Source organism: Micromonospora purpureochromogenes, assembly GCF_900091515.1.
Lineage (GTDB): Bacteria > Actinomycetota > Actinomycetes > Mycobacteriales > Micromonosporaceae > Micromonospora > Micromonospora purpureochromogenes.
The window spans coordinates 328,156-341,822 of the sequence record NZ_LT607410.1; the positions used below are offsets into that span (position 1 = coordinate 328,156).

General features: G+C 74.5%; 15 protein-coding genes. 10 read left to right on the forward strand and 5 right to left on the reverse strand.

Annotated features, from left to right (window positions below; genetic code table 11):
- Positions 1-124 precede the first annotated feature (124 nt).
- Positions 125-376: a hypothetical protein gene (locus tag GA0074696_RS01460; protein WP_088959421.1), complete on the reverse strand. Its 252-nt coding sequence runs from the start codon at positions 374-376 to the stop codon at positions 125-127.
- Between the two features lie 204 nt (positions 377-580).
- Between GA0074696_RS01460 and GA0074696_RS01465 the strand changes: the two genes are divergently transcribed.
- From GA0074696_RS01465 to GA0074696_RS01480, 4 genes are all read left to right on the forward strand, one after another.
- A complete protein-coding gene (locus tag GA0074696_RS01465; RefSeq protein ID WP_088959422.1) occupies positions 581-1,009 on the forward strand; it encodes a hypothetical protein in 429 nt (142 codons plus the stop codon).
- 116 nt (positions 1,010-1,125) lie between these two features.
- Positions 1,126-1,551: a hypothetical protein gene (locus GA0074696_RS01470; RefSeq protein WP_088959423.1), complete on the forward strand. Its 426-nt coding sequence runs from the start codon at positions 1,126-1,128 to the stop codon at positions 1,549-1,551.
- Between the two features lie 105 nt (positions 1,552-1,656).
- Positions 1,657-3,474, forward strand: coding sequence for a serine/threonine-protein kinase (locus tag GA0074696_RS01475; RefSeq protein WP_088959424.1), 1,818 nt, complete (start codon positions 1,657-1,659; stop codon positions 3,472-3,474).
- Positions 3,471-4,064, forward strand: coding sequence for an FHA domain-containing protein (locus GA0074696_RS01480; RefSeq protein WP_197700804.1), 594 nt, complete (start codon positions 3,471-3,473; stop codon positions 4,062-4,064). The genes GA0074696_RS01475 and GA0074696_RS01480 overlap by 4 nt, the downstream gene beginning before the upstream one ends.
- 232 nt (positions 4,065-4,296) lie before the next feature.
- Here GA0074696_RS01480 and GA0074696_RS01485 read toward each other — a convergent pair whose 3' ends face one another.
- On the reverse strand, positions 4,297-5,079 hold the full coding sequence (locus tag GA0074696_RS01485) for an SAM-dependent methyltransferase (RefSeq protein WP_269458703.1): 783 nt from the start codon (positions 5,077-5,079) through the stop codon (positions 4,297-4,299).
- Positions 5,080-5,226: 147 nt separating this feature from the next.
- Between GA0074696_RS01485 and GA0074696_RS01490 the strand changes: the two genes are divergently transcribed.
- A complete protein-coding gene (locus GA0074696_RS01490) occupies positions 5,227-5,697 on the forward strand; it encodes a hypothetical protein (protein ID WP_088959425.1) in 471 nt (156 codons plus the stop codon).
- Here the strand turns inward: GA0074696_RS01490 and GA0074696_RS01495 are convergent.
- Together GA0074696_RS01495 and GA0074696_RS01500 are read right to left on the reverse strand one after the other, a co-directional pair.
- Positions 5,678-6,163, reverse strand: coding sequence for a GNAT family N-acetyltransferase (locus GA0074696_RS01495; protein WP_088964294.1), 486 nt, complete (start codon positions 6,161-6,163; stop codon positions 5,678-5,680). The two genes, GA0074696_RS01490 and GA0074696_RS01495, sit on opposite strands and share 20 nt — an antisense overlap.
- A 10-nt stretch (positions 6,164-6,173) precedes the next feature.
- Positions 6,174-8,531: a glycoside hydrolase family 65 protein gene (locus GA0074696_RS01500; protein WP_088959426.1), complete on the reverse strand. Its 2,358-nt coding sequence runs from the start codon at positions 8,529-8,531 to the stop codon at positions 6,174-6,176.
- 168 nt (positions 8,532-8,699) lie between these two features.
- Between GA0074696_RS01500 and GA0074696_RS01505 the strand changes: the two genes are divergently transcribed.
- Positions 8,700-9,320 (forward strand): phosphatase PAP2 family protein, encoded by a 621-nt coding sequence (locus GA0074696_RS01505; protein WP_088959427.1) that lies wholly within the window; start codon positions 8,700-8,702, stop codon positions 9,318-9,320.
- Between the two features lie 131 nt (positions 9,321-9,451).
- On the opposite strand, the gene GA0074696_RS01510 is transcribed toward GA0074696_RS01505, so the two are convergent.
- Complete coding sequence (locus GA0074696_RS01510; protein ID WP_231925223.1) at positions 9,452-10,141, reverse strand: prepilin peptidase; 690 nt, start codon at positions 10,139-10,141, stop codon at positions 9,452-9,454.
- A gap of 568 nt (positions 10,142-10,709) precedes the next feature.
- Here GA0074696_RS01510 and GA0074696_RS01515 point away from each other — a divergent pair.
- The 4 genes from GA0074696_RS01515 to GA0074696_RS01530 are packed head-to-tail and all read left to right on the forward strand — an operon-like array spanning position 10,710 to position 13,661.
- Positions 10,710-11,276 carry a hypothetical protein gene (locus GA0074696_RS01515; RefSeq protein WP_088959429.1) on the forward strand — a complete coding sequence of 189 codons (567 nt, stop codon included), beginning with the start codon at positions 10,710-10,712 and terminating at the stop codon, positions 11,274-11,276.
- Positions 11,270-12,211 carry a hypothetical protein gene (locus GA0074696_RS01520; RefSeq protein WP_088959430.1) on the forward strand — a complete coding sequence of 314 codons (942 nt, stop codon included), beginning with the start codon at positions 11,270-11,272 and terminating at the stop codon, positions 12,209-12,211. Before GA0074696_RS01515 ends, GA0074696_RS01520 begins: the two co-directional genes overlap by 7 nt.
- The gene (locus GA0074696_RS01525) at positions 12,208-12,858 is read left to right on the forward strand and encodes an SAF domain-containing protein (RefSeq protein ID WP_088959431.1); all 651 of its coding nucleotides are present in this window, start codon (positions 12,208-12,210) and stop codon (positions 12,856-12,858) included. The genes GA0074696_RS01520 and GA0074696_RS01525 overlap by 4 nt, the downstream gene beginning before the upstream one ends.
- Before the next feature lie 2 nt (positions 12,859-12,860).
- A complete protein-coding gene (locus tag GA0074696_RS01530; RefSeq protein ID WP_088959432.1) occupies positions 12,861-13,661 on the forward strand; it encodes a P-loop NTPase family protein in 801 nt (266 codons plus the stop codon).
- Positions 13,662-13,667 lie beyond the last annotated feature (6 nt).

The following is a 13,667-nucleotide window of genomic DNA, read 5'->3' on the forward strand; positions in this document are numbered from 1 at the left end:
TGTCGCGCGGTCCCGACACCGGACCGGCCGGCCGCCGCCGGTGTCGGGCTGCACTCCGAGCGGTGTCAGCCGAAGCAATGATCACCTACAGCACGGCAGGACGCGGCCGAGACGACGGCACCGCTCAGCCGAGCCACAGAGCGAAAACGATGACGAGCACGGCCAGCACGCTCAGGACCGCGAGCAGCGCCCCGTTGCCCCGCGTCGGTCCGGACCGGGTCATCCCCTCGGCGAACCGCGAGATGTCCTGGACCTGCCCCGCCGCCGTCAGCCCGACCGTCTCCGCCACCTCCGGCAGCGGCGGCGGCCCCGACACCGGCTGGGTCATGTAGCGCGGCTCGATCCGGGGCGGCAACTGCCGGTAGCGGTCGTTCATGGCCCGAGTCTCGGCTCGGTTGTCAAGCAGAGCGGGCCCTGGTCGCAGCCAGGATCACCGGCACTTCCGGCAGCAGGCGATGTGGACGGTCCGGGCGTCACCCGCCGTGAGGGGAGGAAATGGTCGCCGCTTCGTCACCTGTCGGCGGCGCCCGGCCCCTGGTTTTCTCAGCGGCGAAAGATCACCAGAGAGAGCAGGGCTGACATGTCGATCCTCCGCCGTTCCCTCGCCGCCACGGGCGCAATCCTCGCCGCCGGCGCCGTCGCGCTGGTCGACGCGTCGCCGGCGCTGGCCAGTACGCCGTCGAGCTGCTCCAGCGTCCGCCAGATCGGCACCACCCGGGTGCTCACCGTCGGTGGCGTACAGGCGGCCTCGGTCAAGCAGTACTACGGCTGCGGCTACAACTACGCCTACATCTACGTCTGGGAGCAGTACCGCGCCACCCACTCGAACTGGGACCTCTACGTCCACGTGATCAACGAGTCGGACAGCGGCAGCGACTACGGCGTGGGCCAGCTGAGCAACACCACCCGCGCCGAGCTGTGGGGCGCGCCCGCCAACACGGCGTCGTACTGCACCCACGTGACGGGCTACCTCAACAGCACGGGTGGTTCGACCAGCACCGTCTGCTGACCGCTGAGCCACGACGCGGCCCGCCGGAGACAGCCGGCGGGCCCGTCCGGGCGTCCCGCACCGCAGCCGGGGCGCCGACCCACCGAGAGACATACCCCGAAAGGAAGACCACCAGCATGAAGTTCACCATGCGGAAGGCACTCGGCGTGGCCGCGGCGGTCACCGCGCTCACCGTGGCGCTGCCCAGTCCGGCCATGGCGTCGGACTCGTACCACGTCATGAACACCGGCGACGCGTTCGGCGGCGGCATCTTCGACTACAGCGGCGAGGCGTACTTCACCGAGCACGGCGACATCCTCAAGATCTGCGACACCGACGCCGACGGGTACGCGGTGAAGATGTTCGTCAGCCTCGACGACGCGTACGGGGCGCCGCTGTACGAGTTCAGCCGGGGCGGGGAGGGCAACTGCGCCACCCACCAGGCCAGCGAGGGCGGTGCCTACAACCTGCCGGAGAACCGCTACATCGGCTTCCTGTTCTGCCGGTGGAAGGACGGGCACGACAGCGAGTGCCGGGCCTTCCGGTTCTACAACGACTACTGACCGGGCCGGGGCGTCCCGGTCGCCGGGGCGCCCCACCACGGGAAGTGTCCTGCAGTGCGAACGGCCGACACCGCGTTGGCGACCCATCGGTAGCATTCAGCGGCGATGGTCCACAGCGAGCAGTCGGTGACGCACGGCCCGGGCACCGCCCTCGGGGTCGACGGCTGCACCGACGCCGTCGAGGTGGGGCGGGGCGGCTTCGGCGTCGTCTACCGCGCCTGGCAGCCCGACTTCGCCCGCTGGGTGGCGGTCAAGGTGCTCGCCGCCGACTGGCACGGCCCGTCCCGCGCCCGCTTCGAGCGGGAACTGCGGATGCTGGGCCGGCTCTCCGACCACCCGCACATCGTCACGCTGCACCAGGCCGGCCGCACCGCCGCCGGCAACCCGTACCTGCTGATGGCGTACGAGGAGGGCGGCTCGCTGGGTGACCGGCTGCGCGACGGCGCGGCCGGCGACTGGCGCGAGGCGGTCGCCGGGGGCATCGCGGTGGCCGGGGCGCTGGAGACCGCGCACCGCGCGGGCGTGCTGCACCGCGACGTCAAGCCCGAGAACATCCTGATCTCCGGGTACGGCGAGCCGAAGCTGGCCGACTTCGGGCAGGCCCGGCCCCGCTCGGCCCGTCCGACCGGCGCGGACGGGCGGGTGACCGCGAGCGTGCTGCACGCCGCGCCGGAGGTGCTGCGCGGCGAGCCGGCGTCGGTGGCCGCCGACGTCTACGCGCTCGCCTCGACCGTGCTGCACTGGATCCGCGGCGCCCCGCCCTTCGCGCCCGCCGACGGGGAGTCGGTGGAGTCGCTGCTGTGCCGGATCGCCGTCGACCCGGTGCCGGACCTGCGCCCGCTCGGCGTACCCGACGGGGTGTGCGCGGCGTTGGAGCGCGCGCTGGCCAAGGATCCGGCGCGCCGGCCCGCGACGGCCGCCGCGTTCGCCGAGGAGCTGCGGGCGGCGCAGGTGGCGGCGGGCCTGCCGCTGAGCCCGTTCGTCCTCGGCGGTCCGGGCGGTGACCCCGCCGAGCCCTGGCCGCCGCAGCCCGCCGCCGGCGAGGCCGCGCCCCTGTCGCTGTCCGACCGCCGCCGGGCCGCCCTGGCGCTGTCGGCCACCGTCACGCGCCGGCCGTCGCGGGTACGCCGGCACGCGCTGACCCGCTCGCTCGGGCTGCTCGTCGCCCTGGCGACGGTGCTGGCCGCCGGCGGGTCGCGGGCGCTGCCCACGCCCGCCCCGGTGGAGCTGCCGGCCCAGGTGCCCTTCGGCGAGCTGGAACTCAACGCCGAGTCGCCCGAGCAGGTGGTGGCCGTCGGCAACCGCGCGGACCGGCCGGTGCGGTTGACCGGGCTGACGCTGACCGGGCCGTCCCGGAGCGACCTGCGGATCGTCGCGGACGGGTGCACCACCCGACCGCTCGCGCCGGGCGACCGGTGCGCGGTGCGGCTGGTCGCCGTCCCGCACTCCGCCGGGCCGATCCGGGCGTCGCTCGAGCTGACCGTGGACGGCCGGCGGTTCTCCACCCCGGTCGTCGGCACCGGCCGACCCCGGTCCGCCAGCCGGGACGACGCGCCGCCCGGCCCCTGCTACGCCGACGCCTACCAGGTCGGCGCCTCCGCGTACGGGCACGCGGGCGGGCTGCGGGCGATCTCCGTCAAGCAGTACTGGTCGCCGAGTTGCCGGGCCACGATGGCGTACGTCTGGGTGTGGAAGCAGTACCGGGACAACGCGGCCACCGGCGGCGGCACCTGGACCGTCGACCTGGGGGTACGCGCCGACCGGCCCACACCCGCCCGGCAGCGCGCCGTCGGGCAGCCGTACGAGCTGTGGACCGAGCCGTACCCGTCGGCGGGGCGGTGCACCACGGCGACGGCGACGGTCACCGCCGACCGGTCGCAGGTGGCCACCACCGCGACCACCGAGCCCTGGTGCGACCGGTGACCGCCGGATACCTCGAGGTCCACGGGGTGGGCGCGGTCCGGCTGGTGCCGCTGACCACCGACGCGTTGACCATCGGCCGGGCGCCCGGCAACGAGCTGCCCATCGACAGCAAACTGGTCTCCCGGCTGCACGCCCTGGTGGAGCGGTTCCCGTCCGGCTGGACGATCCGCGACCTGGGCAGCACCAACGGCACCACCGTCAACGGCGCTGCGGTGCGCGAGGCCCGACTGCTGCGCGACGGCGACCGGGTGGAGATCGGCCCGGCCCGGCTGCTGTTCCGCGCGCCGGCGGAACTCACCGGCACCCTTACGGTGGGCGTCGAGCCCCCGCCGGCGCCCCCGGCGCTGACCCGGCGGGAACAGGAACTGGTCGAGGTGCTCTGCCGCCCGTACGTCGAGGGCGGCACCGCCTTCCCCGAGCCGCCCACCGTGCGGGCGCTGGCCACCGCGCTCGGCGTCAGCGAGAGCGCCGTGAAGAAGCACCTGACCAACCTGTATGACAAGTTCGGGCTGGTCACCAACGACGAGCGGCGCCGGTCCCGGCTGGCCGGCGAGGCGGTGCGCCGGGGAGCGGTGGGGCTGCCCGGCTGACGTACGCGTGCCCTCCGGACCACGTCGCACGCGGCCCGGAGGGCACACCCCCCTGTTTCCTCCAGGCGTGTCGGCCCCCGCGAAGGGTCCGCCGAGGTCGCCGGCGCACGCCTCCCCCGGTGCGCCGGGCGCCGGGCCGGAGGACGTGGCCGACAGCGCCCGCCAGAAATCACACCAGGCCGGGCGGCCCGCCGACAGGTGTCGGAACGGGGAGGGTTTCCGCCGGGGCGGGTCAGCGGCGAACGCCGACGCCGCCGTACCCGTGGGAGACGCGTTGCTGCGGCTCGCCGTCCGGCCGCCACTGCGCCACCGGCACCAGGCCGGGCTCGACCAGGTCGTACCCGTCGAGGAAGCGCAGGATGTCGGCGTGCGTGCGGGGCACCAGCGGCGCGCTGCTGCGCTGGTAGACCGCCGTGCCCCGCTGGGCCGGCAGCGGCGGCGCGCCGTCGGAGGTGAGGTGGGAGACCATCAGGTGGCTGCCGGGAACGGTGGCGTCGCACAGCCGGGCCACCGCGGCGTACGGGTCCTCGGCGTCGGTGACGAAGTGCAGCACCGCCACCAGCAGCACCGCGACCGGCCGGTCGAGGTCGAGGAAGGACCGCACGTCGGGGTGGGCGAGCAGTTCGTCGGGGCGGCGCAGGTCGGCGCGGACCACCACCGTACGGTCGTCGATGGGCAGCAGTCGCCGGGCGTACGCGACGGCGACCTCGTCGACGTCGACGTAGACCACCCGCGAGTCGGGCGCGACCTGGCGGACGATCTCGTGCACGTTGCCCTGGGTGGGCAGGCCGGCGCCGATGTCGAGGAACTGGCGTACGCCCCGCTCGGCGGCGAACCGGACGGCCCGGCGCAGGAAGTGGCGGTTGGCCTGGGCGGCGACGCCGGTGTCCGGAAAGATCGACAGGATCTGCTCGGCGGCGGCCCGGTCGGCGGCGAAGTTGTGGCAGCCACCCAGGAAGTAGTCGTACATCCGGGCCACGTTGGGCCGCTGCTCGGCGTCGGTCGGCGCGGTCACCGGAAACTCCCCTCGCTCGGCGACGTCGCGCCTGCATGTCTAGCACTCGCAGCGACGCTACGCTGACCCATCGTGTCGGTGATCCGGCTGCGGTGCGCCGGCGGCTGCCGTACGACGGGGGCACGACCGTCGCCGAGGAGGTACGCGATGACCCGTCAGCGGGAGACCGTCGAGGTCGATCCGGTCCTGTTCCGAGCCGTGTACGACTCGCCCGCCGCGCTGCCCGGACGGCACCGGTGGGTGACTCCGGAACACGACGTACGCCGGATCGAGAAGCTGCTCGGGATGCCGCCGGCGAGCATCGGGGCGCCGCTCTGGGTCAGCGGCGACGAGCCGGACTGTCCGAAGTGCGGCCGCCGGCAGACCTGGTTGGACATCATTTCCTCGGCGCTGAAGGGCGTGCACGACAAGGCGATGATCGCCACCGTCATCCTCGGCGAGCGCAAGTACGTCAACACCGAGGTGCCGGACGGGATCGCCGGGGTGCACTGCGTCGACTGCCACACCCCGATCGAGGGGCTGCGCAGCTTCAAGTGCCACAACTGGGCGTACGCCTTCGAGGCGCTGGAGGCGGTCCGGGAGCGGATGGCGAACGGGGTCAGCCGGCCAGTTCCCTGACGTGGCGCAACCCGGGATGGCCGTCGAGCAGCACCTCGCCGACCGGCGTGAACCCGGCCCGGCGCAGCACCGTCAGCGAGCCGGCGTTGTCCAGCGTCGCCGAGGCGGTCAGCCGGACCAACCCGTACGCGTCGCGGGCCAGGTCGCAGACCTGCCGTACGCCGGCGGTGGCCAGACCGCGCCCGGCGGCCCGCTCGGCGACCCGGTAGCCCAGGTCGGCCGCGCCGTCGGCGACGTCGACGAGGTTGAACCGGCCCAGCACCTCGCCGTCGTCGTCGACCAGCAGGTGGAAGTGGCAGCGACCGGTCTCCTGCTCGGCGAGCAGCGCCGCGTGCCGGGTGTCGAACCGGGCGAAGTAGTCGTCGCCGCGGTCCGGCACGCTGCGGGCGAAGTACGCCCGGTTCTCCTGCTCGAACTCCAGCAGCGCGGGAGCGTGGTCGGGCCTCAGGCGTTGGAGTGCGGGCACCCGCGCCACCCTAGCCGGCCGAGCGGCGGGCGGGACGCCGGCCGGCCGGGGACGGCGGCTCGGGGCCCGGGTCCGGCACCGGCGGCATGGGCCGGGTCACCGCTGTCCGACCGGTGACGGTCACCAGCTCCCCGGCGTGCCGGAGCGTGACCTCGACCTCCCGGGCGGCGTCGGGCAACTCGTAGCGGGCCTCGTCCCGAGTGAGGGTGACCCGCAGCCGCTGCCCACGCCAGCGCAGGCCGAAGGCCAGCCGATCGAGCCGGGCCGGCAGCCGGGGGTCGAAGGACAGCTCGCCCCGCTGGTCGCGCAGCCCGCCGAAGCCCTCCACCACCGCCGTCCAGGCGCCGGCCAGCGCGGCCAGGTGCAGCCCGTCGCTGGTCTTGTCACCCAGGTCCGCCAGGTCGTGCAGCGCCGCCTCGGCGAACAGGTCGTACGCCAGGTCCAGGTGCCCGATCTCGGCAGCCAGCACCGCCTGCGAGGCGGCGGAGAGCGACGAGTCGCGGACGGTCCGGGCCTGGTAGTAGGCGAAGTTGCGTCCCTTCTCCTCGGCGGTGAACTCGCCGGGGCAGCGCTGCATGGCCAGCACCAGGTCGGCCTGCTTGACCACCTGCTTGCGGTAGAGCTCCAGGTAGGGGAAGTGCAGCAGCAGCGGGTAGTCGTCCTCGGTCAGCGCGGCGAAGTCCCACTCGGGCTGCTCCGTGAACCCGGCCGCCTGCTGGTGCACGCCCCGCTTGCGGTCGTACGGGAGGTGGACCGCGTCGGCGGCGGCCCGCCAGCCGGCGATCTCGGCCGGGCTGACGCCCAGTTCCTCGGCGCGCCCGGGATGCCGTTCGGCGGCGTCGGCGGCGCCGAGCAGGTTGCGCCGGGCCATCACGTTGGTGAAGAGGTTGTCGTCGACCAGGGCGGCGTACTCGTCCGGGCCGGTGACGCCGGTGATGTGGAAGGCGCCCTCGTCCGACCAGTACCCGAAGCCGTGCCAGAGCCGAGCCGTGGCGACCAGCAGCTCCAGCCCGACCCCGGCGAGCAGGTCGTCGTCCCCGGTGGCCGCGACGTAGCGCAGCACCGCGTCGGCGATGTCGGCGTTGACGTGCAGGGCGGCGGTGCCGGCGGGCCAGTAGCCGGAGCACTCCCGGCCGCTGATGGTCCGCCACGGGAAGGTCGCGCCGGGCAGCCGCAGCTCGGCGGCGCGCTCCCGGGCCTCGGGCAGGTGGGCGTGCCGCCAGCGCAGCGCCGACCGGGTCACCTCCGGCGCCAGGTACGTCAGCACCGGCAGCACGTAGCCCTCGTTGTCCCAGAGGACGTGCCCGTCGTAGCCGTTGCCGGTCAGCCCCTTCGCCGGGATGGTCCGGTCGCCCTCGGCCCGGCCGGCCTGCAGCAGGTGGAAGACGGCGAACCGGATGGCCTGCTGGAGCTCGGGATCGCCGTCGAGTTCCACGTCGGCGGTCTGCCAGTGCCCGTCGAGCGCGGCCCGCTGGTCGGCGAGGAGGGCGTCGAAGCCGTACTCCCGGGCGGCGTCGGCCTCGGCGACGACCAGGTCGGCCAGCTCGTTCGCCGCCATGCCGTCGACCGGCGTGCACTCGTGGGCGGCGTACTTGGTTATCCGCAACCGCTGGCCGGGGCGCAGCCGGCCCTCGACGCACATCCGGAGGCGGTCGGTGGTGCAGTCGTCGGAGGTGGCGAAGCCCCCCGGAATCTCGGGATCGTGGGTGACCGCGACCGCGACCCGCTGGGCGCTGCGGTCGGTGCGGTGCACCAGCACGCCGGAGCCGCCGTCGCAGCGGTGGACCTCGGCGTTCAGCGGGTCGCGGATCACCGAGGCGGCCCGGGGGTCGTCGGGGCGCTCCGGCACCCGCTCGTTGGCCTGCACGTCCGAGCAGAGCCGGAGGTCGACCGGCGCGTCGCCCAGCGGCTCGACCTCGTAGCGGACGGCGGCGATCGCGTGCCGGGGCAGCGACACCAGCCGGGTGCTGCGGACGCGGACCCCGTGCCCGCCCGGCGAGATCCACTCGGTGTCCCGGCGCACCACGCCGGCGCGCAGGTCGAGCACCCGCTCGTGGGCGCGCAGCGTCCCGGTGCGCAGGTCCAGCGCGTCGCCGCCCACCCAGAGCCGGATCAGGGCGGCGTTGGGCGCGCTGACCACGGTGTCGCTGCGCTGCGGGAAGGCGTACCCGTCCTCCGGGTAGCTGAGTTCGCGCTGCTCGTAGAAGCCGTTGAGGTAGCTGCCCGGCATCCCGTACGGCTCGCCCTCGTCCAGCGTGCCGCGCCAGCCCACCCAGCCGTTGCTGAGCGCGAAGACCGACTCGGTCTCGCCGAGCCGGTCGCTGTCGGCCGCGGTACGCCGCACCAGCCAGTTCTCGTCACTACGCACGGAACTCCCGTTACCCGTGCTCGGCGGCCGCCCAATCCGCCCGGGGCTGTGAAGTCGCTGAGACGAAGGTCAGGGTCAAACCCTCACCATCGCACGGTGCCGGCCGCCTCCGTGATTCGTACCGTCTGCCCGAGGTGAACGGGGTATGAACATTTGGTGAGGTGAGGCATGGTGCAGACCGGCACGACGGACGTTCCCGACATCAGCGTGGAGTGGTACCGGGAGATCACCGAGGTGGCGGACTCCACCCCGGCGCCGGTGCAGTGGTTCGCGGTGCACTTCACCGAGGCGGCGATCCTGCTGCTCGGCGCGCTGTTCCTGTTCGCCGCCGCGCCCCGGCTGCTGCGCGGCAAGCCGTGGGACCGGGCGGTCGCGCTGGTCGCGCCGGTCACCGTGGTCCTCGCGTACGCGTGCAGCGAGGCGCTGAAGACGGTCTTCGACGAGGCACGGCCCTGCCGGGGAGCCGCGACCGTGGTGGCCGGGCACTGCCCGCCGGTCGGCGACTGGTCCTTCCCGAGCAACCACGCCACCATCGCCGGCGCGCTCGCCGCAGCGACCCTGCTGCTCTCCCGCCGGCTCGGGCTGATCGCCGCGCCGCTGGCACTGCTCGCCGCGCTCTCCCGGGTCTTCGTCGGCGTGCACTACCCGCACGACGTGGCCGCCGGCCTGTTCCTCGGGGCCCTGGTGACGCTGGCCGGCACGCCGCTGATCGCCCGCCCCGTCGCCGACCTGCTGGCCCGCCACACCACCCACCCGGACCGACTCCCGGCCACCGCCGATCACCCCTGACCCCGCCCGGCGTCGGACAGCCCGACCGGCCGCGCCGGTGATCAAGAGGTTTGCGTCTCGGGAAAGGGCGTTCCCGGACGCAAACCTCTTGGTCACCGAGGGCTGGGAAAGGCCGCGGGCCGGGTGGTGGGTCAGGTGGGGAGGAGGAGGAGGGCGGTGCAGGTGCCGAGGATCAGGAAGGGGCCGAAGGGAAGGTGGCTCGACCAGCTGACCCGGCGGGCCAGCAGCAGCGCGAGGCTGACCACCGCCGAGAGGGCGAAGGTGAGCAGCAGCCCGGCGACCAGCACCGGCCAGCCGTACCAGCCGAGCAGCATGCCCACGCTCAGCGCCAGTTTCGCGTCGCCGAGGCCGAAGCCGCGCCGGCCGAGCAGGAGTGTGGTGGCGGCGAAGGCCAGCCCCAGCGCAGCCCCGGCGGTCAGGGCGCGCAGCCACGGGGCCGGCCCGGGGCCGGCCAGCGCGGCCACCGCGAGCAGCGTGGCCGTGCCCGCCGCGGCCGGCCAGGTGAGCCGGTCGGGGAGCCGGTGCACGGCCAGGTCCACCAGCGCCAGCGGCACCGCCCAGCCGAGCCACCAGGCGAGCGCGGCCCGCTCTGCGAGCGTCGCCTCGGTCAGGACCAGCAGCGCCAGGGCCGCGACGGCGGCCAGTTCGACGCTGCCCGGCGGGGCGCCGATCCGGGCCCCGCAGGCCGGGCACCGGGCCGCCGGGCCGAGCCCCGGGCGCCCGAGCCCGAGCGGCGCGCCGCAGCCGTCGCAGCCGGCCCGCGCCGGCGACCCCGCCGGTACGGCGTACCGGGCGACGACGAACCGGAGCACCGGGGCCACAGCCAGGGCGGCGAGGACGCGTACGGAGAGTGATTTCCGGCCCCGGTCCGGGTGATGATCGACCGTCGGCGGTGGCGGTGGATCGCTTGCGTCGGCCGGGCCGTCGTATTCGCGGGAATCCCCTCCATCGGTTTTCGCAATCAGGGGACGGATCGGGCGAGACGCATCGACAGGTGCCATATCTTCCGGCCCGAGTGCCGGATCGGCGGGCGGGCCCGACCGACCGTCGGCACCCGCCCCCCGACCGGGTGCGGCGACCCGTCCCGGCGTTCCGGACTCGCCCGCGGTCACCCCTGATCACCTCCGCTCATCACCGAACGTGTTCGAATGAATTGCCTCTGTTGCATCGGCGGACGTGAGCCTATGCTCGCCCCTTGGGTACGGCGCAACCCCCGTCACCAGCGTCGGAGGCAACGCGATACATCAGGTTCCACCATTTCGTAGAACATCCGCAGAGGTAAATGCGACAGCGGCAAATCGAGGTCCGGACGGCATCATCCGGACGCGCTGGCGCATGCCCGGAGGTCACCGGAGACGGGCCGCCGGGTGGCACCGAGGAGGGCACGGCGTGCGTACACGGCATCCCCGCCGATGGACAACCTGCCTGGTCATCGCCACGGTGGTCGGGTCGACCGCCGGCTGCGGCGGCGGGTCGGAGACGGCCACCGGGCCCACCGCCCGCAAGGCCGCCGCCGAGCCCCGGCATTCGGCCGAGGAGGAACGGGCCGCCGGGCAGGCCGCGCTCGCCGCCTATTCCGGGTACCTCACCGCGTCCCGGGAGGCGAGCCGCGACAGCGACCCCCGCCACCCCGCGCTCAGCCGTTTCCTGGCCGATCCGCTGCTCACCCGGGTCCGGGTGGCGATCGGCCAGGCCCGGACGCACGGCGCGGTCCGTACCGGCACGTTGCGCTCCGACCCCACGGTCACCTCGGTCAGCCTGGACGCCGTCCCGCCGACCGTGGAGATCCAGGACTGCCTGGACGCCACCGGCTACCGGCTGGTGTACGCCAAGGACCGGCGGGTGGTGCCCGGCTCGGGCGGTGGCCGCCACCTGGCCACCGCGACCGCCACCCGGTACCCGGACGGACGCTGGCTGATCAGCTCCGGCGCCGCCCACGAGGACCAGCCGTGCTGACCTGGGGAGGAGGGTGCGTCCCGGCCCGCGGACCCCGGGCCGGGACGCCCCGGCGGCTGCTCGCCGCGACGCTGCTGGCCCTGCTGGTCGCGCTCGCCGCGCCGGTCCCGGCGGCCGCGGAGGGGCCGGGGCCGCAGTGCCCGCCCGGGCAGAACGACTGCAGCATCTGGGACGACGACCCGGGCACCCCCGGCGACCCGGGCGGCGGGGACACCGGCGGCGATCCGGGCGGCGGCGCCGCCCCGAAGTGCCAGTGGAACGGCAAGCCGCTGCCCTGCTACAACGAGTTCCTCGGCTGGTTCAACAACGCCGACGGCTGCTACTACAAGCTGGCCGAGCCGCAGCCCGAGGCCCCCGAGGGCACCAGGTGGTACGTCCGCACCTGCAACGGCGGCGACCTCGGCAGCCAGACCGTGGTGCTGCTGGACACCCCGCCACCCGGGTTCGGCACGCCGCCCGACCCGGAGGAACTGGCCCGGCGGGTCCTGGCATCGATCTCGCTGCTGCCGCCCCGGATCGCGGTGGCGCCCCGCCGCACCACCGGCCCCGGCCTGGTCGGCCTGCCGGTCTGGATGTGGGCCAGCCCGGGCCGGAACTACTTCGGCCCGATCAACGCCTGGGACGAAGACCGCGGCCTGCGGGTGGACATCACCGCCAAGGTCGACCGGATCGTCTGGACCATGGGCAACGGCGTCAAGGTCACCTGCGCCGACGAGGGCACCCCGTACGACCCGAAGGGGCCCCGCGCCGGGAAGACCTCGCCGGACTGCGGCTACGACTCCGGCTACCCGAAGGCCGGCACCTACCGGGTCAGCGCCACCACGTACTGGTCGGTGACCTGGCGCGGTGGCGGCGAGAGCGGCGTGATCGCCCAGACCCGGACCAGCGGGACAACTCTGATCGAGATCGACGAGCTTCAGGTGGTTACCCGATGAGCCTGGTCACCCGTAACGGCACCCCGGTCGACGCGCCGGTCGCCCCGCCGAAGGTGCTCCGCCAGCGCCGGACCCGCCCCGGCCTGCTGGGGCTGGCGGTGCTGCTGATCGCGTTGGGCGGCCTCGGCGCGGCCTTCGCGGTCACCTCGGTCCGGGCCACCGGCAGCTACCTGGCGGTGGCCCGCCCGGTCGAGGTCGGCCGGCAGCTCAGCGCCGACGACCTGGTCAGCGTGCAGGTCTCCGGCGGGGCCGGGCTGTCCCCGGTGCCGGCCGGCAAGCTGGACGAGGTGGTCGGGAAGCGGGCGTCGGTGTCGCTCACCCCCGGCACGCTGCTGACCATGGGGCAGCTCACCGACGCCCCGCTGCTCGGCGAGGGGCAGCAGCAGATCGCGCTCGGCTTGAAGCAGAGCCAGGTCCCCGCCCGCAAGCTCCATCCCGGCGACAAGGTGCTGCTGGTCAGCACCCCGGCCGACAACGACGACAGCCAGGCGCCGGGCACCCGGTTCACCGGCACGGTGATCGACACGGCCACCCCGGAGAACGACGACGTGGTGGTCTACGTGGCGCTGCCCGTCCGGGACGTGCCGGCCGTGGTGGTGCTGGCCGCCCAGGAGCGGATCGCCCTGGTGCTGGTCGAGGCGGCCTGACCATGGCGATCATCGCGCTGGTCTCGGCGAAGGGCTCGCCCGGGGTCACCACCACCGCGCTGGCCTGCGCGCTGAGCTGGCACCGGCGACTGGTGCTCGCCGAGTGCGACCCGGCCGGCGGCACCATCCTCGCCGGCTACCTCGGCGGCGCGCTGGACGGTCCCCGGGGCATCGGTGAACTGGCCGTCGGCGAGCTGCGCGACGGCAACCTGGAGACCGCCTTCTGGTCGCAGCTGGTCGACCTGGACGCGCCGCGGCGGGAACGGCTGCTGCTGCCGGGCGTGGTCGACCCGGCCCAGGCGGGCAGCGTCAGCCCGCTCTGGCAGCGCTTCGCCGACTTCTTCGGCAGCCTGGAGAAGGGCCAGCCGCCGTACGACGTGATCGTCGACTGTGGGCGGCTCCAGGTGGCCGGTCCACCGTGGCCGGTGCTGCGCGCCGCGGCGGTGGTGCTCCTGGTCACCCGGGCGCAGCTGCCCGATCTCTCCGCCACCCGGTCGATGATCGGGGCGATCGAACGGGACTTCACCGAGCACCGGGTGCCCCCGGGCACGCTGCGGCTGCTGGTGGTCGGCGACGGGCACGGCAAGGGCGAGATCAGCAAGGCGCTGCGGGTGCCGGTCATCGCCACCCTGCCGGCGGACCCGCGTACCGCCGAGGTGCTCAGCCTGGGCGGCACCGTACGCGCCGGGCGGCCGTTGATGCGCGCGGCCGGCGCGCTGGAGGTGCCGGTCCGGGCGCTGCTGGACCGCCGCCGGGCCCGGCTGGCCTGGCCCGCCACCCAGGAGGTGCCGGATGTGGTGTGAGCGGCC

Excerpts from the sequence above, each read along its gene's own strand:
- GA0074696_RS01525 (WP_088959431.1), top strand. The coding sequence starts at position 12,208 with ATGAGCCTGGTCACCCGTAACGGCACCCCGGTCGACGCGCCGGTCGCC.
- GA0074696_RS01470 (WP_088959423.1), top strand. The coding sequence starts at position 1,126 with ATGAAGTTCACCATGCGGAAGGCACTCGGCGTGGCCGCGGCGGTCACC.
- GA0074696_RS01465 (WP_088959422.1), top strand. The coding sequence starts at position 581 with ATGTCGATCCTCCGCCGTTCCCTCGCCGCCACGGGCGCAATCCTCGCC.
- GA0074696_RS01475 (WP_088959424.1), top strand. The coding sequence starts at position 1,657 with ATGGTCCACAGCGAGCAGTCGGTGACGCACGGCCCGGGCACCGCCCTC.
- GA0074696_RS01530 (WP_088959432.1), top strand. The coding sequence starts at position 12,861 with ATGGCGATCATCGCGCTGGTCTCGGCGAAGGGCTCGCCCGGGGTCACC.
- GA0074696_RS01490 (WP_088959425.1), top strand. The coding sequence starts at position 5,227 with ATGACCCGTCAGCGGGAGACCGTCGAGGTCGATCCGGTCCTGTTCCGA.
- GA0074696_RS01460 (WP_088959421.1), bottom strand. The coding sequence starts at position 376 with ATGAACGACCGCTACCGGCAGTTGCCGCCCCGGATCGAGCCGCGCTAC.
- GA0074696_RS01505 (WP_088959427.1), top strand. The coding sequence starts at position 8,700 with ATGGTGCAGACCGGCACGACGGACGTTCCCGACATCAGCGTGGAGTGG.